This window comes from Treponema parvum (assembly GCF_017893945.1).
In the GTDB taxonomy this organism is placed as follows: Bacteria; Spirochaetota; Spirochaetia; order Treponematales; family Treponemataceae; genus Treponema_D; species Treponema_D parvum_A.
This window is the reverse complement of record NZ_CP054257.1, coordinates 1187954-1212677: the sequence shown is the minus strand read 5'-3', so window position 1 is coordinate 1212677 and position 24724 is coordinate 1187954. Positions and strand designations below refer to the sequence as shown.

The window sequence follows — 24724 nt, the reverse complement described above, 5'->3', positions numbered from 1 at the left end:
AATTTTTGTTAATTTTCTGAATCGGCATGCGATGAAGCATTTACCACCGTTATCTTAACGCTCTCGGCGGAATTTTGCAAAAGCGTAACGTTTTCAGGAAGAATATAATTCAGACTGATTTCATATTCTCCAGGAGATTTTATGCTGCTGCAATCGGCTTGAACTACGAACGAATTTTCCGTAAGCTTTTCCACATGCAAAAGATCTCCCGACACGCTAAAAGAAACAGGATCGCCTCCGGAAGCGATTTTTAAATCCGGATTCAAATACACAAAAGAGACGGCTTTATCCTTGTATTCGGCCGTCGTCATTATAGGCTGTATCGTAACTGACACGACAACCTTTGCGTTATTTTCAACGGAAATAAGAGAATTAACTGTCGCTATAGAAACTTGTGAAGAAAAACTTTCCGTGCGGTCGGCCAAAGGAATTTTATCCGTAAAAAGTTTTGTCGTCTGCTCTACGGCGGAACGGGAACCGGTAACGCGCAGCGAACTCGGATTTACAGAATATGAAACTATCTCATAACCGTGAGGAATTTCTTCGGCAAAGGAAATTTGAACATCCTTATATTCCAGTATCTTATCTTCAATGCGCATGTGTATTACGTCCGGTATAACGCGGACTTCAAGCGGATCGATCAAAAGAATTTCCTTTGAAAGATTAAGAACTACGGGAATATCGTAATCGCCGGATTTGGTATATTGTTCCAGATTTACGACGGCTGAAATATCTTTAGCGGTAACGGAGGCAATATCTTCGGCATTCGCACGAACGACTACGCGTACATGTTTTTGATACGAGCTTACGGGCATCATTTGCCCGTCGGAAACCACGTCAAGTTCTATTGGAAATGCTTTGCTGTCCAGGCGTGAAACATTAAAAAAGAAATACAGCAGCAGGGCGATCACAACACAAAAAACTTTTACAGGCCAGTTTTCAAAGAGCTTATCGATTATCGGTTGTATTTTCATCTATCGTATCCTCTATCGTATAATCTTCGGTTTTAAGTTCGAGAAGCGTCTCAAGTCTCTGCATAAGTTCGTCCGAATTAAGATCGTAATGAAGACGGGATTCATACGCCAAACTTATCGCGCCGGATTCTTCTGAAACAACCAGGACTACGGCGTCCGTGGCCTCTGAAATGCCTAACGCCGCGCGGTGCCGCGTTCCGAACGTTTTTTTAATGTCATATTGTTCGCTCAAAGGCAAAAAACATCCTGCGGCTATAACCTTGCCTCCCTGAATCACACACGCTCCGTCGTGCATTGTGGTGTTGAACGCAAAAATCGTAAGAAGCAGACTCGACGAAAGGTCGGCGTTAAGCTTTGTTCCGGTTTCAATGATATCGTCAAGTTTTGTGCGCCTGGTAAACACGACGAGCATACCGCGCTTCAGTTTTGAAAGCTGATCGGCGGCTATGAGAACGGCATCCACATACGAATGTTTTGTGCGGTTACGGAATGCAAACCAGTTTACCTGCCCTATTTTAAGAAAGATTTTACGAAGTTCGGGCTGAAAGACAATGGCAAAACAGATCAGAATTCCTTGAGCAAGTATATTTAAAATCCATTGCAGCGTGGAGAGCTTAAAAAGCAAGGCCGCCGCATAAGCGAAAGCAATAATAACGGCGGAACGGATAATCTGAACGCTGTTAGTCTTACGCATAACGGCATAAGCCTTATACAAAAGGAAAGCGATAATCCCTATATCAAAAAACGGGCGAATAAAATCATACAACTTGGAAAGATCGTCAAATATATTCACTTTTTTTTCCCTATTCAAGAGTTTTCAGTATTTTCATTGAGTCGACCGCAGCGGCGACGTCGTGTACACGGATCATAAAAGCGCCTGCAAGCACGGCGATAACGTCGGCGGCAATCGTTCCGAAAAGGCGATCTTCTACGGATCTTCCCGTAATTTGCCCTATACAGCTCTTTCGCGAAAGCGCCATAAGGACAGGGTATCTGCCGTCACAAAGTTTTCCGCAATTTTTTATGAGCGCAATGTTAGCTTCAAGATCCTTTCCGAAACCTATGCCGGGATCTATTATGATTTTTTTTGAAGATATTCCCGCCTGTATCGCATATTCGGCGCGCGAAGTCAAGTATGCGCTAACTTCGGCGGTAACGTCGTCATAGTGTATCGACCCTTTTTGCATTATAGCAGGATCGCCTTTTTTGTGCATCAGTATCAAAGGAATTTTAACGGAAGCGACAAAACCCGCCAGTTCTTCATCGTCTTCCAATGCGGAAACGTCGTTCAACATATCCGCTCCGGCGGAAAACGCCGCCTTCATCACTTCGGACTTTCTCGTATCCACAGAAATCGGAATATCGGAAAAGCGCCTTATGTGTTCGATCAGAGGGACTATGCGTTTTATCTCTTCATCCGCGTCAACATATTCCGATCCCGGCCGCGTCGATTCTCCGCCTATGTCAAGTATGTCCGCGCCCTCGTCAATCAAGCTAAGAGCCCTGTCTATTCCTCCGCGGCTTCCTTCCCAAAAAGAATCGCTCGTAGCGTTTACAATTCCCATTACAAACGCGGCGTTTTCGGTACTTACGCTGCGGTCCGAGAGACAAAGTTTTTTTACATCATCCGTCATTTTTTACCTTCCAAAAGACAGTCAAGTGCCGCCGCCGCTATATCTTCGGCCGACATACCAGAATCGCTGCAAATTTCAGAACGCGTTCCCTGCGACAAAAAGCAATCAGGAAAGGCCTTTACCTTGACCGTTTTCATTCCCTGTTTTAAAAGGAAATTTTCAACGTATTCGCCGACGCCGCCTGTTTTTACCCCGTCTTCCGCAATAACCGCGGCTTCATAATTTTTACAAACTCTCCAAATGTCGTAGGTGTCGATCGGCTTTATAAAGCGAAGCACATATATGTCAGTTACGACGTCTTTCATCAAAAGCAAACGGGCGGCCGAAAGAGTTTCGGAATAAAATCCTCCGGTACATATTAAAAGGACTTTTTTTTCAACCTTCGCGTTTTCAGCCGGCGCAAGAGTCGGAGCGAAACTTGTGCACGGAATAAAAATTCCCTTGCCTTCTTCTATCGGGTTGGAAAATTCATCCGTGTCGGACGGACAAGAAAGTTTAGGGTAACGGATGACTACAGGAGTTTTAGCCTTGTCGACGGCCCATGTAAGGCACAGTTCAAGGTCGAAAGCTCCGGCGGGCGTCATAATCGAAATATTCGGGATCGGGCGTAACAAGGCCAAATCAAAAAGCCCCTGATGCGTTTCACCGTCGTCCGGAACGACGCCCGCCCTGTCAAACACAAATATCATATGCAGTTTTTGCAATGCCGCGTCATGAATGATCTGATCGATGGAACGCTGTATGAATGTAGAGTAAATGCATATGACGGGTATCATTCCGCCCGCTGCAAGCCCCGCGCCGAACGTAACCGCATGCTGTTCGGCAATTCCCACATCAAAAAACCGGTTTTTAAAATTGCGCGCAAAGGTTTCAAGCCCTGTTCCTTTTGTCATAGCCGCGGTAACGGCGGCGATATTCGGATGCGTTTCGGCAAGGTTTACTATCGCGGTGCCGAAAGCTTCGGTAAAACTTGTAGTGTCGATTTTTTCAACTTTTCCCTCGTCAAGGCACAACGGACCTATCCCATGAAAACGCGCAGGATCGTTTTCTGCGGGACTGAAGCCCTTACCCTTTTTTGTCACTACGTGAATTACGACCGGACGCGGAAGTTTTTTAACATGGTCGAAAACTTTTTCAAGTTCGTTTATGTCATGCCCGTTTAAAGGGCCGACGTATTCAAAACCTAGGTCTACAAAAAGGTTGTTCATTAAAAACATACCTTTTATTCCGCGTTTAAGGCGAAAGATCATTCTGCTCAAGTATTTGTTAAAATAAGGAATTTTATCTACAATGTGATCGACCGTATGCCTGAAATTTTGATAAGACGAAGTTACTGTAAGACGGCTGAGATAGCGCGACAGGGAACCCGTGTTCGGGTTTATAGACATCTGGTTGTCATTAAGGATGACGATAAGATTCTTTGATATGAGTCCGGCGTGAGAAAGCGCTTCAAACGCCATGCCGCCCGTCAAAGCCCCGTCGCCTATGACGGCAACGGCCTTTCCGTCGCGCCCTTCATGCTGCCATGCCGTAAGAAGTCCGAGCGCGCATGAGATGGACGTGGAAGCGTGACCGCTATCAAAAAAATCATGCGGACTTTCTTTTTTCTTTGTAAAACCCGAAAGACCTCCATGACGGCGCAGCGTATGAAACTGCGCATAGCGGCCGGTGAGTAATTTGTGCGCATAACACTGATGGCTTACATCCCATACGATGGCGTCGGACGGACTTTTAAAAGAACGATGAAGGGCTATCGTCAGCTCAACAACGCCTAGATTGCTTGCAAGATGGCCTCCGTTTTTGCCAACAACTTCAATGATCTCTTTGCGTATTTCGGAAGCTAAAATCGGAAGTTCTTTTTTAGAAAGACGCTTAACGTCGTCCGGTGAATGTATACTCGAAAGTATCGTACTGCAACTCCTATAAAACAACGGGCTGTCAAAACTTCAGCCTGTTTCCTGTTTCAGTTCGGGAACCTCGTCGCGAAGAACTTTGCGTTGAAGTTTCCGGCTTTTAAAAAAAAGACCGCGTTAGTTTTTCAACTTCGCGGTCTTTCGTAAAACGGCAGCTTACACTACTTGTTCTTATGCCGATTTTTTCTAAGCATCTTCTTTCGCTTATGCGTCGCCATCTTTTGGCGCTTCCTCTTCTTCCCACAGGGCACAATGGAACTCCTTCGTTCTTTTATAAACTTTATTTATTATGCAAGTTTTATGTTCTTACGTCAAGTATGAGTTTTCATAAAATCTTTTATTTTTTGCAAAACGGAATAAGAAATTTCAGACCCTTCGGAAAGAGGACAAAATACGGCTCCGGGAATATTTTTCATCATGGTATACTGTTTTTTTGCATAATGGCGGCTGTTCAGTTTTATCAATTTTTTGACACTTTCCAATTTTTTAAGCGTTTCATCCGAAAGCAGAGATAAACTTGGTACGCCGTCGGGAAATTCGCGGATGAGTTCCCTGTAGCCTATCGCCGCCATTCCAGGATCGTCTTCAGTATAGCCTTTGTCTACAAGAGCGTTAAATTCACGGACGAGCCCCTGTTCAAACATTTCATCAACGCGTTTGTCGATCCGCTCATATAATTCGCGCCGGCTACGTCCGAGTATTATGATACAAAAGTCAAAGCCGGCTCTCAATTCGTCGGACACGGCAAAGGATGAAAGAGGTTTCCCCGTACACAAAAAAACCTCCAGAGCTCTTTCGATGCGGTAAGCGTCATTTTTATGTATCTTTGCGGCCGTAATAGGATCGCAGGTTTCAAGTTCCCTATAAAGAGAGGCAAGACCTTCTTTTAGCGCTCTTTCACGGAGCATTTTTTTGACACAGGGGTTTCCTTTGGGGGTTGCAGGAATCCCGAATAAAAAACTTTTTATATAAAAGCCGCTTCCTCCTGCGACAACGGGAATTTTCGATCGTCTATAAATATCTCGGCAGCAAAGATCGGCGGCTTTTACGAATTCGGAAGCGGAAAATTGCTCCGAAGGCGGACAAATATCTATCAAGTGATGCAGAAGTTCTTTTTGCAAAGCCTTGTCGGGTTTTGCAGTGCCTATGTCCATTCCCTTATAAACTTGCATGGAATCGGCGCTTACGACTTCGCATCTTCCTTTAAAAAAATAAGGACTGCCTGCGGCGAACAATGAACGCAACAAGGCAGTCTTTCCGGCCCCCGTAGGACCGAATATTACAAGAACGGGAATACGATTATCAGTACTGCTGATCAATTCTGTAGCTGACCTTCTTTGAAAACAGTTGTTGAGCCGCTAAAGAAACAACCTTACCTTCATTTTCTTCTATTACGGGATCTTTTATGCGAAGCATCTGATACGCACGGCGGTTTGTAGCAACCGTCATTTCATATATATTCCCGCTGAATTTTACAAGTTCTTTTAAAGGGAAAAGCATAAAGCACCTCCGGCCTGTATACTAGTATAAATATACAAAATCGAAAAGAACATGTCAAACGAGTGGCGAAAATATTCTGGACAAAAATATTCGAAAGACATACAATATTTGTGCATGGAAATGCGCTTCGACGCATGATTTTGGCAGAGGTATTATTAGGAGGCATATATGAAATTATCGGACAATCGCGTTTTGTCGAAAATTGCGGTTTTATCTGTGTGCACAGCCATGATGCTCTCATTGGCTGTGGGCTGCAGCAGCGGCTCGAAAGTTAAATGGGATTATCAGGCAGACGTCGTCATCGTCGGTGCCGGCGGCGCGGGTTTGCCCGCCGGTCTCAAAGCTATCGAAGACGGCGCATCGGTTTTGTTTGTAGAAACAAACTGGGATGTCGGCGGGCACGCGGCGGTCAGCGAAGGTCAGCTTCACTCCGGCGCCAGCACGGTTTCGCAAAAGGAATGGGGTATCGAAGATTCGGCCGACCTGTATTACTACGATCATACCAGAGGCCAAGCGGTAGATTCGCGCTATAACGAAACGTCTCAAGTACGCTCCGTCGCGAACAGCATGGCAAAAGCTTACGACTTTATCTTAAAGAACGGCGTTAAAATTTTGGAAATCGAACCGATGGTTCGCAACTACTACCGCGACGGCGGATCGGATCCGGACAGCGTCGGACGCATGACGTACTCCGACAGCGGCGAATGGAAAAACGAATACACAGGCACGACGGCCGCAGGCGTTGCGGTTACCCGCCCGCTTGAAAAATCCGTCCGCGAAAAGGGCGCAAAATTCCTTTTGAACTATCACATGGACAAAATCTACCGTGAAAACGGTCAGTCGGGAAAAGTGCTCGGCGTGCAGGCGCACTATACGCCCCACGTCCTTCCGGGCGAAAACACACCGCTTAAGAGTCTTATGTCCGACGGCAATATCGACAGCACCAAAGAAACGCTGAACATCAAAGCGAACAAAGCCGTTATCATCGCGACCGGCGGTTCGACCGGCAACGTGCAGTTCCGCACGATGTTCGATCCGCGCCTCGGCCCCGAATACGATGGCTTGGGCGGTATGCCATTCTCCGATCAGGATGCATCGGGTGAAATCGCCGCAATGGAAATCGGCGCGGCGCTCATGTCGCTGTCGTCCTACCAAATGTCCGAAGGCGGTGCGCAGATGAAAGCGCCGAACCGCATCGGCTGTCAGTACGGCTACGGCCGCGGCTTTATGAAAGACAGCAAACTCTGGAAACTCTCGAGAGCAACCGGCATTGAAATGGATCTCAACAGCATGATTGTGGTCAACATGCTCGGTCAGCGCTTTGCCAACGAAGACGATTACCGCGGCGTATTCCCCGGTCCCGAATATCAGCGCTTTTTGAACAGCGCCGCAACGAGCGTGTTTATCGACGCGGACGGTGACGGAAACGCCGAATGCTACGGCGGCCCGGTATGGGCGATCGTCGACGACGCAGCTGCAAAACGCAACGACTGGGTTATGGAACAGGGCGTTCTCGATTTTGAAGGCGGCTATGCGTTCAAAGCGGACACGATTGAAGAACTCGCACAAAAAGTCGTCAACAAATACTACGAAAACATCAAGATGGATCCCAAAATCCTCGCCGACACGGTCAGCCGCTACAATTCGTTTGTCGCGGCGGGCAAAGACAGCGATTGGGGAAAAACCACGCTTCAAAACCAAATCAAAACAGGTCCGTTCTACGCGCTGTGGGCGGTGTCGAACATTCACGATACGCTCGCCGGTTTGCGCGTCGACGACAAAATGCAGGTTGTCGACTTGCACGGAAAACTCATTCCGAACCTCTTCTGTGCGGGCGAATCCGCCGGCGGTATGAGAGTGCACGGACTTGGCCGCGTCATCACGGCAGGTTATATCGCAGGACGTTCGGCCGCGTCCGTAGATAAAGACGGATTTGCGACGGCGAGCACGGCTCTCGATCCCACATTCGCCGGTCCCGAAACGAACTACAAGACGAAGACCGACAAAGCTTCGTACTTTTCGCTTCGCGGTTCTACGCGCGCAACGAAAACGCATTCCGAAAAAGAAGCCGAATTAAAGGCGATTGCAGCCGGTCAAAAAACGACTGCAGCATCCGGTTCCATCTTCAACTATACGAGTATGTCGGGAGCCGCGAACAACACCTTTATGGGCGCATCCGACAAGGGTATGGGCGGAACGGTTCGCGTACAGATTACCGTTAAAGGCGGCAAGATGACGGACATCAAAGTGATCAAACACTCCGAAACCCCCGGCATCGGCCCCGAAGCGATCGCGAAACTGACCGATCAGGCACTTAAAAAACAGAGTGCAGAGCTCGACACGGTTTCAGGTGCGACCATGACGTCTACGGCGTTCAAAGAAGCGCTCGCAACGGCTATGAAAAAAGCCGGTTTAGCAAAATAAGGAAACGGGCTGTAGGAAACGTTATTAAAACCTTCGATTTCCTGCAGCCTTTACGAATTCGAAAGCGGAAAATTGTTTTGAAGGCGAGCATATATCGATCAAGGGAGGTAAAAGTTCTTTTTGCAGAGCCTTGTCGGGTTTTGCAGTGCCTATGTCCATTCCTTTATAAACTTGCATGGAATCGGCGCTTACGACTTCGCATCTTCCTTAAAAAAATAAGGACTGCCTGCGGCGAACAATGAACGCAGCAAGGCAGTCTTTCCGGCCCCCGTAGGACCGAAGACCACAAGAACAGGAATACGCAGGTTATCAGTACTACTGGTCAATTCTGTAGCTGACCTTGTGAAAAAACACGTGTTATTATAACTATAATGCTGTATAGGCAATTGCAGCTCGCTAGAAAACCATTTATACCTGATTTCCGTAACTCAACACCAATTGATCAAAGGACTCATTAAATCTCCGTTCCATTTCTATGTCTTCGGTGTTAAAAAACGGTAAACCAATTAACAAATAAGAACTGTTTCGTTCCATAATGACATGTTCTTTCCCATAGCGCTTACCTATTTCTTCCAGAAAATCCTGCTTCCAACCGTCGTTGTCGTCTCCTGCAAGATGACTGCCTTTCGGTTCTATAAAGACTTGATAATAGGCATTGGGATTTCCTTTCCTACCGTGCAGAAATAATAAAAAATCCGGTTGAAATCCGCGTCCGGTATCAAAGTCAAAAATCTTATATACTTCTTCATTTCGGAGTAACTGAAAAGAATCATAATTCGCAAGTAAATTTGATTCTCTGTCTTTTATAAATTGAATTAAGTTACGTTCTTCGCTTGTACCCCAAAACGCATCAAGCGCATACCAATCTGCGGCTTGTAAATCTTTTTCCAATTTCTTGTTTTCCTGTGTTTCCGGTGCCTGTTCATCGATGGAAATGAGTTTTTCTTTAGTAAAATATACCTTCCCTTTTTCCGGCTCGAACGAAAACATATCCGAAAATTTTACTAACCGGAAATCAGTTCCTTTATACGGATTATCAAATTTTTCCAATTCACTTTGCAGATAAGTAAAAAATTTTTCACACATTTCCAGCATTTTTTTATTCGGGATATTTGCATATTCGTCGGCATCGTGTGTAATCATAATTTTTACATCTTTTATAAAATCAAAAAACTCTTCCATACTCTGAACATTAAATCGTCGGAGTATATTTTCAAAGTTATAGTAGGAAGCGGCATTTGCATTAAGGCGATGAACCGCTTTATATTTTATATGAATCGGAATATCGGAAAATTTTAGGATTTCTGTTTTTAATTGACCGCTTTCAGCCGCAATATATATATCTTCTTTTTGAAAATCAACTGTCCGTATTTCAGAATATGCACTTATAATGATTCTATACTCAAACGGCGGAAGATTTTGAAAATCATCCGGGAGTTTTTTTAGTCTACGTGCAGGGTTTTCAATCCTGTCATTTACAAATAAATACATTCCGCGCAGAATTTTTTGTTGTTCCTGTTTTACAGAAAATTTCTTTTGTGTCCGTTTTTCCGTCATCAATCCTTTATTTTTAAGCTCATTCGATAACTCATTGATATAGCGGTGATCTTCATCGGAATGAAAATAGAATTCTTCCAAAATACGCAGCTCATTTCGGATATCATCATCGAACTTACGGCGGTTAACTGGCATATCTTTATGTACAAACGGATAATAGCGCACTCCTCGCCCTATAAGTTGAACTTCGCTCGTCGTGCTTGTGCCGGCCTTGTGTGTTTTGGTATCCGTATCGCGTCCCGTATACAATCGAACAATGTCGTATAGGTTCAGTACATCCCATCCTTCGGTAAGGCGTTGTACAGTAAAAATTGCTCTAATATGATTATCATAATCTTCAAGACTGTTTAAAAGCCGGTCAATTTCGGAATCGGTTTTTTCTTTTTTGGTTTTATTTGTCTTACTGTTTGTAATGATGATAGTACGCTCTTGAAAATTTTCACGGATATAATCAACAATATTTTCAAAAGAACATTTATTTTCTTTTAGATATACCAAAATCCGCTCAAAGATATTGCCGTCAACGGTATATAATGACGGAATTGAATCCTCTGCCGGTATAGTTATTTTTGAAAGATTATGAATAAAATTAAAGTCGGAAGCTGTTACTGATTTGCATAATTCAATAAACTTTCCGCAATCTGCTTTTGAATCTTCAATTGTTTTGCTTCTAAAAAGAATAACCGGTTTAAAATTCGGAATTCCCGCTTTTAGCGCAATGCGATAACGGTACCAATGTAACAGCAATGCCTGTAAAATTCTTTCTTTTAATGTAAGATTGGATCGAACAAGGCGGATATGTTTTGTACAACCGGCTTCTACGAAGTCTTTCAATTCAAATTTGATAATTATTTTATCTTCATACTTCTGCAAAATTTCAGGTGCGTTCGGAATCGTTGCGGTAAATTCCAACAGCGCGTTATTATTTTTGCTTTGGTTTTTGCCGTCTTTGTTTAAAATACAATGACACACCGTATGTTCCCACGAACGTTCTATATCGTCTTCTTTTGCAGAATCTTTTAATTCTCCGATAAAAGAAATATCATCTGAAAGAGTCGTTTGTTTTTTCTTTGCCGTACTTGCATTTAAGTGATGCGCTTCATCCCCGAACAGAATAATATCACGTTTTTGCAAGTCCGAAAGCAATACAGAGTTTTCACTTTCTTTATAAATATCATTATGCAGTTTTTGAATCGTCGTAAATTTTATCTGTATATCATCGCAGAAATCCGAAAACATATCGACTTCTCGAAATACAACTCGTCTGCCTTCAATGACGACATTTTCTTTAAATAGATATTTAGTATGCTTTGTGTCAATAAAGTTTGCCTGTGTCTTTCCGAGAATGGCATTTTGATTAACAAAAAAGATAAAATTTCGATACCCTTGCTTGTAATAATATAAAATCAATGCAGCCATAACGAGTGTTTTACCGCTCCCCGTAGCCATATTAAACATAAGATGATTCGGTGAAAGTATTTCATCTTTTTTAATAAGTTTTGAACGAAATTTCTCATTGACGAGAAAATTTTCCAAAGCTGTGCGCTGCCAGTCATATAGCGGATATTTTAAGTTATCCGTAATATATAAAGGAATTGCATAATCGCTTTCATCAAGAATTTCTTTTTGCATTTGAATTTTATTGCAGAGCATCATTTCCATTCCATTATCCGGTATTAGTTGCAGCTATTCTTATTGCCGAATAGCCGGTAAAAATCTTCCGTAATTGCAACGTCGTTCATGCTGAGTCCAGAGTTATCGTCGTGCCGGTCATCCGCATTAATGTAGAGCTGATTTAAATCGAACATACGGCAAAACATCTCTTTTTGTTCTTTCAATGTGAGCGATTGAAAACGATCGGTTTTGACTTCTTCGCGGAATTCCTTTATACGGACGTTGTAGTGTAAAAAATATTTTCTGCATAGTTTGTCGAATATGGAAATAAGCTCTTCAAGATTTTTACAAGCGGAAATAAGCCGCACCGCCTGTTCATTTTTTTCGGCAAGTTCCATGTAAACAAAAGAGCCGCCGCCGAGCCAGTTCTCGAGTTTAGAGATTCCGCCCTGTTCACCCTCAATGACTTTTTTAAGCCGTTCTACCGTAACCGTATCGATATAATCCATTTGCTCTACGCCGATATATTGTCGATTCATTTTATGCGCAACGGCAGCAGTCGTACCGGAACCGAGATGGTAGTCGAGAACGATATCGGATTCGGAAGTTGAGATTGCCAATATTTTTTCTAATAACTTTTCCGGCTTTGGAGTTTGGAAAACTTTTATATCAAATAGTTGTTTTATTTCATTCGCAGCTTCTGTGGTATTTCCATATTCCAACCAAATACTGCGTTCTTTTTGAATTTTATCTTTTGCTTCTTCAAAATAAAAAACTTCATACGGTTTCCACTTGCCGTTTCGTTTATCCCAATAGATATGGTTCTTATCGAGAGATTCGGGCTTTTTTCGCCATCGCCCATCTCGTCCATCAGGCGCAGTAGGAAAAAAATCATTGTTATCGGGATCTTTGATAGCATAATATAGGGATGGACGGTCTTCTTTATATGGCGCCGTTCCCCATTTTTCAAGTTTTATCAGATTCGCAGATTTTCCATTTATTGTTTTTATAAAATCTGTTTCATTTACTTCTTTTGTTTCTTCGAAAATTTTCCATTCTTTTTTCTTAAAAACTAATATATTCTCATGCTCAATTGCAAAAAAAGCCGTATCTTGTCCGCCTCCTGTTTTTTTTCGCCAAATTAAATCCACTACAAAATTTTCTCTTCCGAATACATCATCCATCAACAATTTTAAATAAGCTTGTTCGTTGTCATCGCATTGTACAAAAATTGCCCCGTCCTCTTTCAGTAACTCCCGTGCAATTTCAAGCCGGTTTTTCATAAAGGTGAGCCAACTGGAATGATTAAAATTATCGTTGTATGCAAAACTGTCGTTTCCTGTATTGTATGGCGGGTCTATGTAAATGAGCTTTACCTTGCCTGCAAATTCTTCTTTAAGCGAATGAAGCGCAAGTAAATTATTTCCTTTGATAATCAAATTATCGGTGATGGTATCTTCCGGAAGCCCTCGTTTTTTATTCAGTTCCGCATCGCGGTTTAATTTTTTACAAAGAGAAGATTTTCCCGATTCATAACGCTTTGCGTTGCAAAATGCCTTCGGGGAAAACAAACTGTCTATTTCATCGCGGGCGAGTACCTCATTGTAAAACACCTCTCGACGTTTGCTCTTTTTTTCCGTATATCCATGTTCTTTGTCATCGTATTCAAAATATGTATCCAAACCGTCTTCTTTACGCTGACCGCCCCTTCCAGTACGCAATCTTTGAACGGGAAATTCAAAACAACTTCGCTCCGGTCGATCAATGGAATGTCTCCCATATACAAGCCGATTTTTTGTCCGAGGTATTTTGAATATGAATTACAGGCGGAAGAATATTCTAAAAATTCTTTAAACCTCACCGTATTAAAAACAAAACTGTCCAGAATAGGGGTAAAAAAGGCTTTTTTTACTGAAGTATTCTTGAGCAAGGGTGCGAGCAGTTTTATATCACCGCGTTCTGCATAATCCTTTATCACATTAATTTTTAATCTCGGCTTCTGTTTTTCATCGGCAGCCGATTCTACAAAATCCGGCTCTTTTGCAAGTATGGTTTCAATACGCTGCTTAAGCGCATTTGTTTCAGGTGTTTCGGTATCCGGCATAACGGCCCCATTTACTATTTGTAATAAATCTTAGCTAAAAGACAATAATTTCACCCATAAAATAGCTATTAGCTATAATTATCGGCGTATCGGTGTGAAATTATAACGATTTGAATATTCTTTCCTACAAATCGTAATTTTATAATAACAGCATGAATGAGATTGAATTAATAAAATTGTATTCGGAAAATATAAAGCGATTAAGGTTATCTAAAAAAATGACGCAAGAACGATTGGCTGAACGAGCCGGTATTACAAGCGCATATATAAGCGAAATTGAAAATCAAAAGAAAGTCGGTAAATTTGAAACAATTGCTTCTATTGCCTCCGCGCTTGAAGTCGAACCATATGAGTTGTTTTTGCCGACAGGCGCCATGCTGCCCTACGACGGTAAGCGCACAAGAGTATTGATGAACCGCCTTCGTAATAATTTCAGCGAAATTGTAAATACGTTAGAAGAATTTTTAACGGAATAGCAGCCTTATTAGGCATTTATTGAGCAAGTATATCCAAAAATTGGCGCGGCGTTACCACAAACGGGTGTATCGGGAAATGCCTTATATTGCCCGTAACCAGATACGTTTCAAACAGTCTTCGAGCATTCAATGCAACCGCATAAAAAACAATATCTTTCGGATCGGGAAGAGGTTCTTTTACACTTGCACCGTCGACTTTTAACCCAATTTTTTGTATCGCATTCACGGCGATATCGACAGCTTCCGGCGGAAAGCAAAATTTCGGACGATGCAGTACGGCAAAATATTCAGCAATAATTTGCGCATTATAAATCGGAACGATCCTTTCCGCGTACATATAATCTATCACATAGCGGGGAACGGAATTTTCTTTTAAAAATGCGGAAACAAGAACATTTGTATCGATAACGGCGTGTAAGGGCGCCTTATCCTTTGCGAACGGCATCGATTTCGTCATTAATCTCTTTAAGGCTCATATCGGAAATGCCGTTTAACGCTGCGTTTTGCGTCATTTCCTGGATTGCAGACAATATGCCTTGCGGAATCTGCGCTTTTACTGCGTCTCTGTCGGCGTTCCCCAACTTCATACTGAACGGAATACCGTTTTCGGCAACACTGCGCTTAAAAAAAATACGCACAGCGGTCGATAAATCCAAACCGAGCCCCTCATAAACGGCGGCCGCATCATCTTTCAGTTTTTCATCAACGCGAATTTGAACTAAAGTACTCGCCATATCAAACCTCACATTACAGTATTATAATACAGTGCAGTATTTTTGCAAGTATAACGCAATGACAATATGTATAAAATTTAGCACTATGCCGCCCCTCTATCCCTCCTTTGCATAAGACAATATTTATTATATAATAAAATATGCTCCGGAATTTGATCACAGATGCGGTTGTACTTTTTGTATCGCCTTCGGGAGAGAACAACAGAAGCGTCTGTGTATTTTCCAGGGAACTCGGCATAGTATATGCGATACTGTACGGAGGTCCTAAAAGCAAGCTTAGAGGGCTTGTTTCCCCGTTTAACAGGGGAAAAATGTACTTGTACCGCGACACGGTAAAAAATTCGGTAAAAATCACCGATTTCGACGTGACAAACTTTCATCAGACGTTCAGAGAAAGTCTATTTAAATCATGGGCGGCGTCTCTCGCGTCTGAAATAGTCATAAAGACAAAATGCGGCGGCTCAGCCGGCGAGTGCTGGAAAATATTCAACGGTTTTTTGGACGGAATAGAATTATCCGATGAAGACAGCGGAAGGCTGGGGCTCGTAAGATTTTTGTGGAGATACCTTGAACTTTTAGGGATAAGGCCGGACACTTCTTTTTGCGCCTCATGCGGTAAGGCTTTTTTTTCGCATACCGCCGATTCTGGCTCAGAACACGGTAAAAGCAATCCGGCGGAACACGGCAGCAGCGGCAGGACGGAATACAGCCGGATGGAAATAGCGGAACTCACACAGACCGCAGCGATATACATGCCTTCGGAAAACGGCTTTTTATGCGTGTCATGTTCCGCACCCGACAAAAGAGGCTTTCGTCTTTGCAAACAGGCGCTGCATTATCTTACGGCGGTGTCGGAACTTGAACCAAAGGAAGTACGATCACTGCAATGCACGGCGAAGGCCGCGAATGAAATGCGCGATCTTACCTTTTATATGATAGAAGCGGCGGCCGGTCAAAGACTTAAGTCCATAGAATCGGGATTGGGGATACTATGAGAGTTACGGACATTATCATGAAAAAACGCGGAACCTTTGTGCGGGGTTCCGACGGAACACAAAAAACTGCGGGAAATACTCAACTTACAAAGGAAGAAATAAAATTTCTTATCGACGGCTACGTAAGCTCCAAAATTCCCGAATATCAGATCGCTTCATGGCTTATGGCGGTCTATTTTAACGGAATGACGTTCGAAGAGACCGGAGCGTTGACCGAATGTATGCTCCATTCCGGAGAAGTAATAGATTTACACGACCGGGAAGTTAAGGGGCTTACGGGTCCCTTTGTCGACAAGCACTCTACCGGCGGCGTAGGAGATAAAATTTCACTTCCGCTTGCTCCGATCGCGGCCTGCTGCGGCGTTCAAATTCCTATGATGAGCGGCAGGGCTTTAGGGCACACGGGAGGTACTCTTGATAAGCTCGAATCCGTCACCGGCTATACGACTTCCCTTTCGCCTAAAAAATTCAAAGAGCTGATCGTTAAAACGGGTTTCGCCATGACAGGGCAAAACGAACGAATCGTTCCGGCCGATAAGCTCTTATATGCGCTCCGCGACGTAACTGCAACGGTAGAATCCGTTCCCCTTATCACGTCCAGCATTCTGTCAAAAAAAGTTGCGGAAGGTTCCGACGCGCTTGTCTTCGACGTAAAATACGGCTCGGGAGCGTTTATGAAGTCCGTCGCCGACGCGGAACTCCTTGCCTCGTACCTGGTAAAAACGGCGCAGGCGATGGGTAAAAAGGCTGCGGCTTTTATGACAAACATGAATACTCCGCTCGGAAACAAGATCGGCAATTTTCTTGAAATAGAAGAAACGCTTGACTGCCTTAAAGGCTTCGGCCCTGAAGACGTAATGGAGCTTACATACGCGTTCGCTTCTGAAATGGTGTTGTTCGCCGGAAAGGCGAAAACTAAAAAAGAAGCTCTTGAAATGTGTAAAGACGCGGTAGCTTCCGGCAAGGCGTTTAAAAAATTCCTTGAAAACGTAGAAGACCAGGGCGGAGACGTTTCCCGCCTGCTTGAGGATAACGGTAAGCGGCGTTCCGTTCACAGCTCGGAATTAAAGGCGCAAAAAGACGGCTATTTGAAAATCGACGCATATATGACGGGACTCGCAGGCGTGTATCTCGGCGTGGGACGAAATAAAACCACAGATAAGGTATGTGCCGAAGCGGGAATCATTCTTCACAAACGCGAATGCGATCATGTAAAAAAAGGCGAAACAATTATGAGCGTTTACGGCAAAGACGAGCAATGCCTTTCTCCCGCTATGGAACTTATCGAAAAATCCGTTTCTTATTCCGAAAAAAAAGTTGAAAAAGCAAAACTGATATACAAGGAAATTCGCTAGTGGCACTCTGGAATAAAAAACCCGTTTCAAAAGAAGTTATAAAAGACCTATGTTCCCGATTTAGAATAGATCCGGTGAGCGCTTCGATATTTGTACGGCGCGGTATTACGGAAGGAAAAGACATAATGTATTTCCTTGAAAACGATCTGCGCTTTCAGCACAGCCCGTTCATGTTTAAAGACATGGAAGACGCCGTGGACAGAATCCTCGCCGCAAAAGAAGAAGGCGAAAAAGTTCTGATCTTCGGAGACAGAGACGTAGACGGAATTTCAAGCACCACTATTCTGTACGAATGCCTTAAAGAGATGGGAATGGACGTTCAATGGAGCATTCCAACAGGCGACCAAGCATACAGCCTGAGCAAGCAAGTGATCGACGCTTTTGCAGCTAAAAACGGAACATTGATCATAACCGTCGACTGCGGAATCACATCGGGGGAAGAAGTAGAGTACGCAGCTGAAAAATGCATCGACGTGATCGTAACCGATCATCATAATCCCGGAGAAAATCTGCCTGAAGCTATAATTCTTGACCCTAAAATAAAAGACTCGGGTTATCCGTTCCGCGACATTTCAGGCGCGGCAGTGGCTTACAAGCTGACGCAAGCGCTGCGCTTTACGAAAAGCGAACTGTATAAAGAAGACATATGTTTGATGAACGTGCTGCCGGTAAACGAAGCATACACGATAGAGTGTATAAAACTTAGAAATCTGGCCGTAAAAGACAGATTGTTTGAAACTATCATTCCCGGAACCGTAGATATTTCACGCACGAAATTGCTTCCTTTTTTAAACGGTCAGCAGATCTTTGTCTGGGATGAAAGAGTCGTAAAAAAACAGCTTTCACGGATTTTCGGGAACGGAATAGAATTCAACCTTATGGATCTTCAGCAAGAAATTTCCAATCTCATCCCGTTTGTGTCGGGAAAAAGCCTTCTGGCGCTGAAGGATCTGTCAAAAATAGCATTCTATTCGGAACAGCCTTCGACGGAGATCGAAGGATTTTACAACCTGTTCGTGAGCTTTGTCCAGAAAAAAAATGCAAAAATTTTTCCGGAAGACGTCAAAGCCGAACAAAAAGATCTTCAATTGGTTATGCTTGCGGCGCTCGCAGATATCATGCCTCTTAAAAACGAAAACAGAATCTTCATAAAAAAAGGCCTTTCCGCCATAAACGCGGGGCAAACCCGCCCAGGATTAAACGAACTGCTTGCTCTTTTAAATCTGTCTGGTAAAAAGCTCACGGCGACGGATATTTCTTGGAATGTGACGCCCGTTCTCAACGCGGCGGGAAGGCTCGGTCAGCCCGCTTTAGCCATAAAACTTTTTTTGGCCGAAACGGTAAACGAAAGGTCCGTAATCGCGGAAAAAATAATAGCTTTAAACAGCGAGCGAAAGCGGATTATGGCGGAAGTCATGCTGTTTGCGGAAAAAGCGGCGCGGGACAGCCTTGCAAAATACGACAATAAACTCTGTATAGTTATCGACGAGAGGATTCCCAGAGGAGTTACCGGCCTTGTGGCGCAGCGTCTGGCAAAGGAATTGGACGTTCCGGCTTTTACGGTTGCTTTTTTGGAAACCGGCACCTGCGTAGGTTCCGTGCGGAGCGCGCGGGGATTTAACGCTCCTGTGTTTTTAAGCCAATTCGACGATTTTTTCATTGACTACGGCGGGCACGACGCTTCAGCGGGATTTAACTTTGAGCGATCCAAACTTGAAGAGTTTTTACAAAAACTTGAAAAACTGTCGCAGACGATAGAGCTTGAAAAAGAAAACGCAAAGATTTTTGAAGTGGATGCGGAACTTCCGGCTCAGTACATGACGGCGGACGTAATGAATATCGTAGACAGCTTTGAACCGTTCGGAATGGAAAACGAACCGCTTTTGTTTATGTCCAAGGACCTCAAAATAGCCGACGTTCAGATCATGGGAAAGACCGAAAGGCAGCACTTAAAAATCACTTTCGACTGCGGAAAAAACAAGTGGCCGGCAATGTTTTGGGGGGGAGCGCAAAGGTACCACAGAGATTTTGAAAAAGAAGACCGGCTCGACGTGCTTTTTCATATCACAAGGAATTTATTTAACGGGATGGAAACCCCGCAGCTCATTTTGGAAGATTTAAAAAATTCGGTTCCAAAACCATAAGCCCGTGCACAAGCGCCGCACTGTGTGCGTACGCGAGTGCGCTTTTGCAAAAAGCAGAGGAAAATATGAAAACTACTAAGATTTTATTTACATTTTTGCTGATCCTTGTATTTTCGCTGAAAAACGCGGCGGCCGAAGGTATTACGACTAGCAACGACGTGGCGCGCAAGGCGATATATGAAGGAGAAAACTACGGCATAAACCTGTCGTACACGGATAAGGTAAAACCGGGAGACGCGGTTTTTATCCGCATGAAATTTACGGCCTCAAAAGGAATTAAAAAATCGAAGGACGGAAGATCTAAGGCAAAGGCCCTTTTATACGGCAAAAAAAGATCCGTACAGGCGGATTTCTTCAATATATCGCCCTCCAAAAAAAGCGCCGCCAGTGCGGAATTTTTCGTAGGACTTCCGCTTTCATCAAAGGCGGAAGCGGGAGAATACACACTTACCGTAACTTATTCTCCGTTCGGCATGGAAATACAGGAATTTACCCTGCCCGTAACGGTGGAAGCAAAAAAATTTACGGAAGAAGTGATTCCTCTGTCGGGAAAAAACACACAGCTTAGGCAGGACACTTCGCCTGAAAGAATGGAACAGATAGCAAAACTCAATAAGATCTTCGACACTATTGACGAAAATTCCGTATACTCCCTTGAAAAATTTATTTTGCCTGTAAGTTCCGAGCGAAGGACGGCAGGCTTCGCCGACAGGCGCATTTATGAGTATTCTACCGGTAAAACGTCCGAAACGCTTCATAACGGGATAGACTTCGGCGTGCGCGAGGGGACGGAAGTTCTGGCCTGTGCGGAAGGGAAAATAGTCCTTGCGGAGAACAGGATAACCACAGGATTCAGCGTAGTAATAGAGCATCTTCCAGGTCTTTACAGCGTATACTATCACTTGAGCGCTCTAAACGTAAAAGAAAATCAAATAGTAAAAAAAGGCGAAAGGATCGGCCTTTCGGGGGCTACGGGAATGGTCACGGGACCTCATTTGCACTGGGAAGTAAGGCTGAATTCCATAGCGGTTAATCCCGATATTTTTTTGCAAAATTTTTCTTTAGAAGGAAAAAATTAAAAGGTCAACCGGACGGCATGAGACCTTTTTAATCTTTTGAAATAAAAAGCGCTCCGGTAAAATCAGTGTAAATCGTGTAGCTTGCGCCGTTTTCACATTCGGCGAGGTTTATTTCCTTTTGAGCGGAATGTTTTGAAGACGGACGAAAACGGCTTATCGCCGCGTACGCAAAAAGATGCATCAAACTTTTTTGGAGTTTTTCAGGATTCCGGCTGCCGAATAAAAGACAAAGTCCGTTGTCGTTGTAATACGGAGAAAGTTTTGTTCCTTTTCGGCCTATGTTAAAAACGCCTTCGGAAGGATTATGACCTGAAACGCAAAACGGAAACCAAACGGTCTTTTCGCTAAAAGAAGCTCCCAAAAACAGTATCGAAAGCGAAGTTCCTTTCCACGAACGCTCTATCACCGCAAATTCCGTGCTGTCCGAATCAAGCAAACTTATGCGAGCGCTCACGGTATACCTGTCCTGTTCGTAGCTCGAACCGTATACCATTACGCGTACCAAAGGGTAATTGTTGATCCCGGGGATATTCCTTGCCGAAGCAAAGCAAAGCATAAATTGAATAAAAAAGAATAAGGCGGCGAGAGCGAAAACCGCTATAAGAGAAGCGGCAAGACCGCCGATCAATTTTTCGGCACGGATTTTTTTACCGGTTTTCATTCTAGCTTCTTACGATGTCAAGGAACTCTTTTTCAGAAATCACGGGGATTCCCAAAGAAGCGGCTTTTATATTTTTGGAAGAACCGCTTGACGTATCGTTTGTGACCAAATACGATAAGTCTTTTGTAACCGACGATTTTATTGAACCGCCCGCCTGTTTTACAAGGTTTTGCGCGTCGGCTCTTTTTATAGTGACAAGCTCTCCGGTAAAACAAAAAGATTTTCCGGCAAGTTTTCCGCCCGAAGGCGGAACAATTTCGACCGTTTTTGAATTTATCAAAAAAAGCATTTCTTCTTTATTTTCCGCAAGTCCTTTTTCGGCCGTACGCGCCATAATATCCGCAAATCCGTAGACTTCCGCCATCTGCTCCTGCGTAGCGTCAAGCATTTTTTCAAGAGTGTTTATGCCCGCCGAAACAAGTTTTTCGGCGTTCGCCTCGCCTATTCCTTCTATGTCGAAGCCCGCTATAAACTGAGGCAGCGTAAGCGTTTTATGCGAATTTATCGACCGCCAAACCTTTTGCGCGCCGAGCGACGTTTTATTTGAAGCTATACTCTCTTCGTTGAGAAAAAACGGCGTAAGAATTTCAGGCGTAAGTTTATATATGTCGCTTATGGAACCTACGATTCTTTTATCGAACAAGGCGGAGATAAGAGTTTCACCCAAGTCCCGAATGTCCGCTACGCTTATCCATTTCATAAGACGATGCAATACACGCTTGGGGCAATCCTTGTTCGGACAGTAAAGCCGGCTTCCTTCATCTACCAGAGAGGTTTTGCATGAAGAGCACGTTTTAGGATATTCGATCGGGAAAAGCGGATCTTTGCCTGAAAAAGCGGTTTCTATTTTAGGAATTATTTCGCCCCGCTTGACTACGGTAACGTGGCTTCCTATAAAAATATTCAGAGCGCGAATCGTATCAGGGTTTGAAAGGCTCGCCCTTTGCACGGTGGTTCCTGCGATTTCCACAGGATCAAAAACAGCTACAGGCGTATATGTCGCGCCGGATTCGCTCCATTCGACGGCACGGAGGACGCTCACGGCTTCTTCAAGGCTGAATTTAAAAGCGACCTGTCTGTCTGGACGGGCGCGGCCGGCATCCTCAAGATTTATAACATTATCCTTTATTACAAGACCGTCTATATCGTATTCCAAGTTTTTCCGCATTTCCATAACCTGCGAACGGTAGGCTATAACTTCTTCAGGGCTGCGGCATATTTTAAGAGGAACTACGTTAAATCCGCACAGGGTAAGCCATGCGATTTTTCCTTTTTCATCGAAAAACGGCTCGTAAGTTCCCGTTGCAAACACATCGTAGGTTATGAGTTTAAGGTTTTCGCTTCCGGCGCCGTCTTTTCGCCGCATGAGTCCGTTTGCCGCATTGCGGCAGTTTGCCTTATCGGAGAAAAACGTTTTATGAATCTCATGAGTCATTATGACTTCTCCCCGGACTCCTCCGGTAAAAGGAATCGGATTCTCATCCTTATCCCGAAGCAGGGCCTTTACCCCCTGCATCTTACGGGCGTTCGCGCTTATGTCGTCTCCTACGACGCCGTCTCCCCGCGTAACCGCACGGATCAAAACGCCGTTTTCATATTGGAGCTCAAGAGAAGCTCCGTCAAGCTTATATTCCACAAGGTACTCAGGATAGACATGCTTTTCGGCCCATAGAAGAAACTGTTCAGGATCCGCAGCTTTTTCCTGGCTCCCCATAGGCATTATGTGACGCGCTTTAGCAAAATTACCGGAATCCTGTCCTACCTTAGCGAGGATCGGGTTTTGAGGATCTAAAATCTTAAGTTCGTCCCATAGACGGTCAAATTCGGCGTCTGAAATTTCTCCTTCGCCGTTGTAATATGATCTTTGGTATTTTTTTATTAGTGAGGAAAGTTCCTTTATACGCATAAATTTTTTGCTTGCATTTTGGGCATCTTCAATATCAAACAAATCGGCCATCTGTATTGCTCCGTCTTTTTAGCGTTTTACGAAATACAATTCGGATATAATTCGCTCGGCTTTTATTCCCTTGTTTTCAAACTTGGTTTTAGGCCTCCATGTCTGCATTTCGGCAAAGCCGTCATACTTATTTTTTAAAAGAGGCGTCTCGTTGAGTTCCTTTAAAGCAAATTCCGCGTATTCAAGCCAGTCGGTAACCATGTACACATAGCCTCCTTCGATAAGCTTTTTCGCAAAAAGTTCCGTATACGGTCGTTTTACAAGACGACGTTTATGATGCTTTTTTTTAGGCCACGGATCGGGAAAAAAAATGTGAAAAGCCGCGACGCTTGCGTCGGTTATCATGTTTTCAACGACATCAAGCGCGTCATATTGAATTATATAAAGGTTATGAAGATCTCTTCGCCTTATCTCGCCCAGAAGGCTGCCTACGCCCGGAGTATGTACTTCTATTCCTATGTAATTTATTTCAGGGTTCGCCTGGGCTATTTCAGCCGTTGCAATTCCCATGCCGAATCCTATTTCAACTACGACAGGGTTCATATTCCCGAAAATTTCAACAAAATTAAGTTTTTTATTGTCAAAGGGGATACACCATACCCCGGAAAGTTCCTTGTAGTCGCGGTGCTGCGCAGAGGTCATCCGCCCTTTACGCAGCACATAGGTACGGATCGCTCTATGAAAAGGCGTTTCACAAGGAATTTCAGATCCCGCATTATCCATATCAGTTCCCTTAAAATTGCACAGCGAGTAAATCTTCAGATTTAGGAGCTGGGCAATTAGTGCGCTCTTTGCGCACGATTAATTATAAACAGACGGCATAACACACAAAACGCTCTCGTCCGCCGTCGCCCAACAAGTTCTCATAATAACGGCTCCGTCCGCCGCATTCCAAAGGCCGTACCGATCGTTCCCCTCGTCGTCCGAAGACGCGGCTTGCATGGCAATATCCGCAAGCGCGGTCTGCGAAGGCGCAATTTGCGCGTCAAGTTCTGAGGCGGTCCGCCCGGCTGAAATCTGCGCGGCAGAGTGCGAAGGCGGAATTTCCGCTGCGGCAGAGTGCGCGTCGGTCTTGTCAGTCTCATAATACAATAAAGAGCCGTTTTTATCATATAAGGCGTTATATTTTTTTGCTCCCGGCCCCAAAGCGTCAGGAAAATCTCCGGGGCGCTTTTCATATATCAAATCATCGTACGAAATATTAAACGAAATATCTTTTCCGTTGCCGGCAGGATCGTATACGGTCAGCACATATTCTCCCTTCGGCAGAGGCATACCGTTTTCAGGTGAAATCCACGAGTATCCTACCGTCCGCAAATTTGAATTTTCATACGCATCCGGCGTAAATATTAACCATTGGTACGACGTTTCTTTATGAACAAGCTTCAGGCGATCCACACGGCGAATATCCGACCCCATATTCGCACACAGCGAAAGTCTCATAAGCGGCTTTGAATTTTCAGTTTCATAGTCGAATACTATGACAGTGTCGACAGTGTCAATCTGCAAACTTTCGTTCGAACATCCTGCAAGGATCAGCGAGACAATAAAAAAAAGAATGTTTTTTTCCGATTTGAACACAGACCTTTTACATCCGCTAAAT

22 protein-coding genes are annotated in these 24724 nt (G+C 44.0%); 6 read left to right on the top strand and 16 right to left on the bottom strand.

Annotated features, from left to right (window positions below):
* Positions 1-8: 8 nt before the first annotated feature.
* The 6 genes from HRI96_RS05400 to HRI96_RS05375 all read right to left on the bottom strand — a co-directional run bounded on the left by HRI96_RS05400 (position 9) and on the right by HRI96_RS05375 (position 6021).
* On the bottom strand, positions 9-974 hold the full coding sequence (locus HRI96_RS05400) for a CdaR family protein (RefSeq protein WP_210118481.1): 966 nt from the start codon (positions 972-974) through the stop codon (positions 9-11).
* Positions 949-1767 (bottom strand): diadenylate cyclase CdaA, encoded by an 819-nt coding sequence (gene cdaA, locus HRI96_RS05395; protein ID WP_210118480.1) that lies wholly within the window; start codon positions 1765-1767, stop codon positions 949-951. The genes HRI96_RS05400 and cdaA overlap by 26 nt, the downstream gene beginning before the upstream one ends.
* 10 nt (positions 1768-1777) lie before the next feature.
* Complete coding sequence (folP, locus tag HRI96_RS05390) at positions 1778-2608, bottom strand: dihydropteroate synthase (protein WP_210118479.1); 831 nt, start codon at positions 2606-2608, stop codon at positions 1778-1780.
* Positions 2605-4539, bottom strand: a complete 1935-nt coding sequence (gene dxs / locus HRI96_RS05385) for a 1-deoxy-D-xylulose-5-phosphate synthase (protein WP_256729313.1) — start codon at positions 4537-4539, stop codon at positions 2605-2607. Before dxs ends, folP begins: the two co-directional genes overlap by 4 nt.
* A gap of 293 nt (positions 4540-4832) precedes the next feature.
* Positions 4833-5840 carry a tRNA (adenosine(37)-N6)-dimethylallyltransferase MiaA gene (gene miaA, locus HRI96_RS05380; protein WP_210118478.1) on the bottom strand — a complete coding sequence of 336 codons (1008 nt, stop codon included), beginning with the start codon at positions 5838-5840 and terminating at the stop codon, positions 4833-4835.
* Positions 5824-6021, bottom strand: coding sequence for a DNA-directed RNA polymerase subunit omega (locus HRI96_RS05375; RefSeq protein ID WP_210118477.1), 198 nt, complete (start codon positions 6019-6021; stop codon positions 5824-5826). The genes miaA and HRI96_RS05375 overlap by 17 nt, the downstream gene beginning before the upstream one ends.
* Before the next feature lie 168 nt (positions 6022-6189).
* Between HRI96_RS05375 and HRI96_RS05370 the strand changes: the two genes are divergently transcribed.
* The gene (locus HRI96_RS05370) at positions 6190-8445 is read left to right on the top strand and encodes an FAD-dependent oxidoreductase (protein ID WP_210118476.1); all 2256 of its coding nucleotides are present in this window, start codon (positions 6190-6192) and stop codon (positions 8443-8445) included.
* A gap of 24 nt (positions 8446-8469) precedes the next feature.
* Here HRI96_RS05370 and HRI96_RS11735 read toward each other — a convergent pair whose 3' ends face one another.
* From HRI96_RS11735 to HRI96_RS11730, 4 genes are all read right to left on the bottom strand, one after another.
* Positions 8470-8622 (bottom strand): hypothetical protein, encoded by a 153-nt coding sequence (locus tag HRI96_RS11735; RefSeq protein WP_256729312.1) that lies wholly within the window; start codon positions 8620-8622, stop codon positions 8470-8472.
* Between the two features lie 231 nt (positions 8623-8853).
* On the bottom strand, positions 8854-11664 hold the full coding sequence (locus tag HRI96_RS05360; protein ID WP_256729311.1) for a DEAD/DEAH box helicase family protein: 2811 nt from the start codon (positions 11662-11664) through the stop codon (positions 8854-8856).
* Positions 11665-11678: 14 nt separating this feature from the next.
* Positions 11679-13298 carry a site-specific DNA-methyltransferase gene (locus HRI96_RS05355; protein ID WP_256729310.1) on the bottom strand — a complete coding sequence of 540 codons (1620 nt, stop codon included), beginning with the start codon at positions 13296-13298 and terminating at the stop codon, positions 11679-11681.
* On the bottom strand, positions 13193-13720 hold the full coding sequence (locus HRI96_RS11730) for a site-specific DNA-methyltransferase (RefSeq protein WP_256729309.1): 528 nt from the start codon (positions 13718-13720) through the stop codon (positions 13193-13195). The genes HRI96_RS05355 and HRI96_RS11730 overlap by 106 nt, the downstream gene beginning before the upstream one ends.
* Positions 13721-13872: 152 nt before the next feature.
* Between HRI96_RS11730 and HRI96_RS05350 the strand changes: the two genes are divergently transcribed.
* Positions 13873-14196 (top strand): helix-turn-helix domain-containing protein, encoded by a 324-nt coding sequence (locus HRI96_RS05350; protein ID WP_210118475.1) that lies wholly within the window; start codon positions 13873-13875, stop codon positions 14194-14196.
* A 16-nt stretch (positions 14197-14212) separates the two neighbouring features.
* Here HRI96_RS05350 and HRI96_RS05345 read toward each other — a convergent pair whose 3' ends face one another.
* Positions 14213-14653 carry a putative toxin-antitoxin system toxin component, PIN family gene (locus tag HRI96_RS05345; protein WP_256729308.1) on the bottom strand — a complete coding sequence of 147 codons (441 nt, stop codon included), beginning with the start codon at positions 14651-14653 and terminating at the stop codon, positions 14213-14215.
* Positions 14622-14930, bottom strand: coding sequence for a type II toxin-antitoxin system RelB/DinJ family antitoxin (locus tag HRI96_RS05340; RefSeq protein ID WP_210118474.1), 309 nt, complete (start codon positions 14928-14930; stop codon positions 14622-14624). Before HRI96_RS05340 ends, HRI96_RS05345 begins: the two co-directional genes overlap by 32 nt.
* Positions 14931-15070: 140 nt before the next feature.
* Between HRI96_RS05340 and recO the strand changes: the two genes are divergently transcribed.
* The 4 genes from recO (at position 15071) to HRI96_RS05320 (ending at position 20503) form a co-directional block, all read left to right on the top strand.
* The gene (recO, locus tag HRI96_RS05335) at positions 15071-15925 is read left to right on the top strand and encodes a DNA repair protein RecO (protein WP_210118473.1); all 855 of its coding nucleotides are present in this window, start codon (positions 15071-15073) and stop codon (positions 15923-15925) included.
* Positions 15922-17280 carry a thymidine phosphorylase gene (locus HRI96_RS05330; RefSeq protein WP_210118472.1) on the top strand — a complete coding sequence of 453 codons (1359 nt, stop codon included), beginning with the start codon at positions 15922-15924 and terminating at the stop codon, positions 17278-17280. The genes recO and HRI96_RS05330 overlap by 4 nt, the downstream gene beginning before the upstream one ends.
* The gene (gene recJ, locus HRI96_RS05325) at positions 17280-19424 is read left to right on the top strand and encodes a single-stranded-DNA-specific exonuclease RecJ (protein WP_210118471.1); all 2145 of its coding nucleotides are present in this window, start codon (positions 17280-17282) and stop codon (positions 19422-19424) included. The genes HRI96_RS05330 and recJ overlap by 1 nt, the downstream gene beginning before the upstream one ends.
* Before the next feature lie 65 nt (positions 19425-19489).
* Positions 19490-20503 carry a M23 family metallopeptidase gene (locus HRI96_RS05320; protein WP_210118470.1) on the top strand — a complete coding sequence of 338 codons (1014 nt, stop codon included), beginning with the start codon at positions 19490-19492 and terminating at the stop codon, positions 20501-20503.
* A gap of 28 nt (positions 20504-20531) precedes the next feature.
* On the opposite strand, the gene HRI96_RS05315 is transcribed toward HRI96_RS05320, so the two are convergent.
* The 4 genes from HRI96_RS05315 to HRI96_RS05300 form a co-directional block, all read right to left on the bottom strand.
* Complete coding sequence (locus tag HRI96_RS05315) at positions 20532-21164, bottom strand: hypothetical protein (RefSeq protein WP_210118469.1); 633 nt, start codon at positions 21162-21164, stop codon at positions 20532-20534.
* A 1-nt stretch (position 21165) separates the two neighbouring features.
* Positions 21166-23121 carry an NAD-dependent DNA ligase LigA gene (gene ligA / locus HRI96_RS05310; protein ID WP_210118468.1) on the bottom strand — a complete coding sequence of 652 codons (1956 nt, stop codon included), beginning with the start codon at positions 23119-23121 and terminating at the stop codon, positions 21166-21168.
* 18 nt (positions 23122-23139) lie between these two features.
* Positions 23140-23844, bottom strand: coding sequence for a tRNA (guanosine(46)-N7)-methyltransferase TrmB (trmB, locus tag HRI96_RS05305; protein ID WP_210118467.1), 705 nt, complete (start codon positions 23842-23844; stop codon positions 23140-23142).
* A gap of 78 nt (positions 23845-23922) precedes the next feature.
* Positions 23923-24702: a hypothetical protein gene (locus HRI96_RS05300; RefSeq protein WP_210118466.1), complete on the bottom strand. Its 780-nt coding sequence runs from the start codon at positions 24700-24702 to the stop codon at positions 23923-23925.
* Between the last annotated feature and the right edge of the window lie 22 nt (positions 24703-24724).

Bases quoted from the DNA above. Each gene is read 5' to 3' on its own strand.
- HRI96_RS05400 (WP_210118481.1), bottom strand. From the start codon at position 974: ATGAAAATACAACCGATAATCGATAAGCTCTTTGAAAACTGGCCTGTA.
- folP (WP_210118479.1), bottom strand. From the start codon at position 2,608: ATGACGGATGATGTAAAAAAACTTTGTCTCTCGGACCGCAGCGTAAGT.
- HRI96_RS05375 (WP_210118477.1), bottom strand. From the start codon at position 6,021: ATGCTTTTCCCTTTAAAAGAACTTGTAAAATTCAGCGGGAATATATAT.
- HRI96_RS05370 (WP_210118476.1), top strand. From the start codon at position 6,190: ATGAAATTATCGGACAATCGCGTTTTGTCGAAAATTGCGGTTTTATCT.
- HRI96_RS11735 (WP_256729312.1), bottom strand. From the start codon at position 8,622: ATGCAAGTTTATAAAGGAATGGACATAGGCACTGCAAAACCCGACAAG.
- HRI96_RS05360 (WP_256729311.1), bottom strand. From the start codon at position 11,664: ATGGAAATGATGCTCTGCAATAAAATTCAAATGCAAAAAGAAATTCTT.
- HRI96_RS11730 (WP_256729309.1), bottom strand. From the start codon at position 13,720: ATGCCGGATACCGAAACACCTGAAACAAATGCGCTTAAGCAGCGTATT.
- HRI96_RS05350 (WP_210118475.1), top strand. From the start codon at position 13,873: ATGAATGAGATTGAATTAATAAAATTGTATTCGGAAAATATAAAGCGA.
- HRI96_RS05345 (WP_256729308.1), bottom strand. From the start codon at position 14,653: ATGACGAAATCGATGCCGTTCGCAAAGGATAAGGCGCCCTTACACGCC.
- HRI96_RS05340 (WP_210118474.1), bottom strand. From the start codon at position 14,930: ATGGCGAGTACTTTAGTTCAAATTCGCGTTGATGAAAAACTGAAAGAT.
- recO (WP_210118473.1), top strand. From the start codon at position 15,071: ATGCTCCGGAATTTGATCACAGATGCGGTTGTACTTTTTGTATCGCCT.
- HRI96_RS05330 (WP_210118472.1), top strand. From the start codon at position 15,922: ATGAGAGTTACGGACATTATCATGAAAAAACGCGGAACCTTTGTGCGG.
- HRI96_RS05320 (WP_210118470.1), top strand. From the start codon at position 19,490: ATGAAAACTACTAAGATTTTATTTACATTTTTGCTGATCCTTGTATTT.
- HRI96_RS05315 (WP_210118469.1), bottom strand. From the start codon at position 21,164: ATGAAAACCGGTAAAAAAATCCGTGCCGAAAAATTGATCGGCGGTCTT.
- ligA (WP_210118468.1), bottom strand. From the start codon at position 23,121: ATGGCCGATTTGTTTGATATTGAAGATGCCCAAAATGCAAGCAAAAAA.
- trmB (WP_210118467.1), bottom strand. From the start codon at position 23,844: ATGGATAATGCGGGATCTGAAATTCCTTGTGAAACGCCTTTTCATAGA.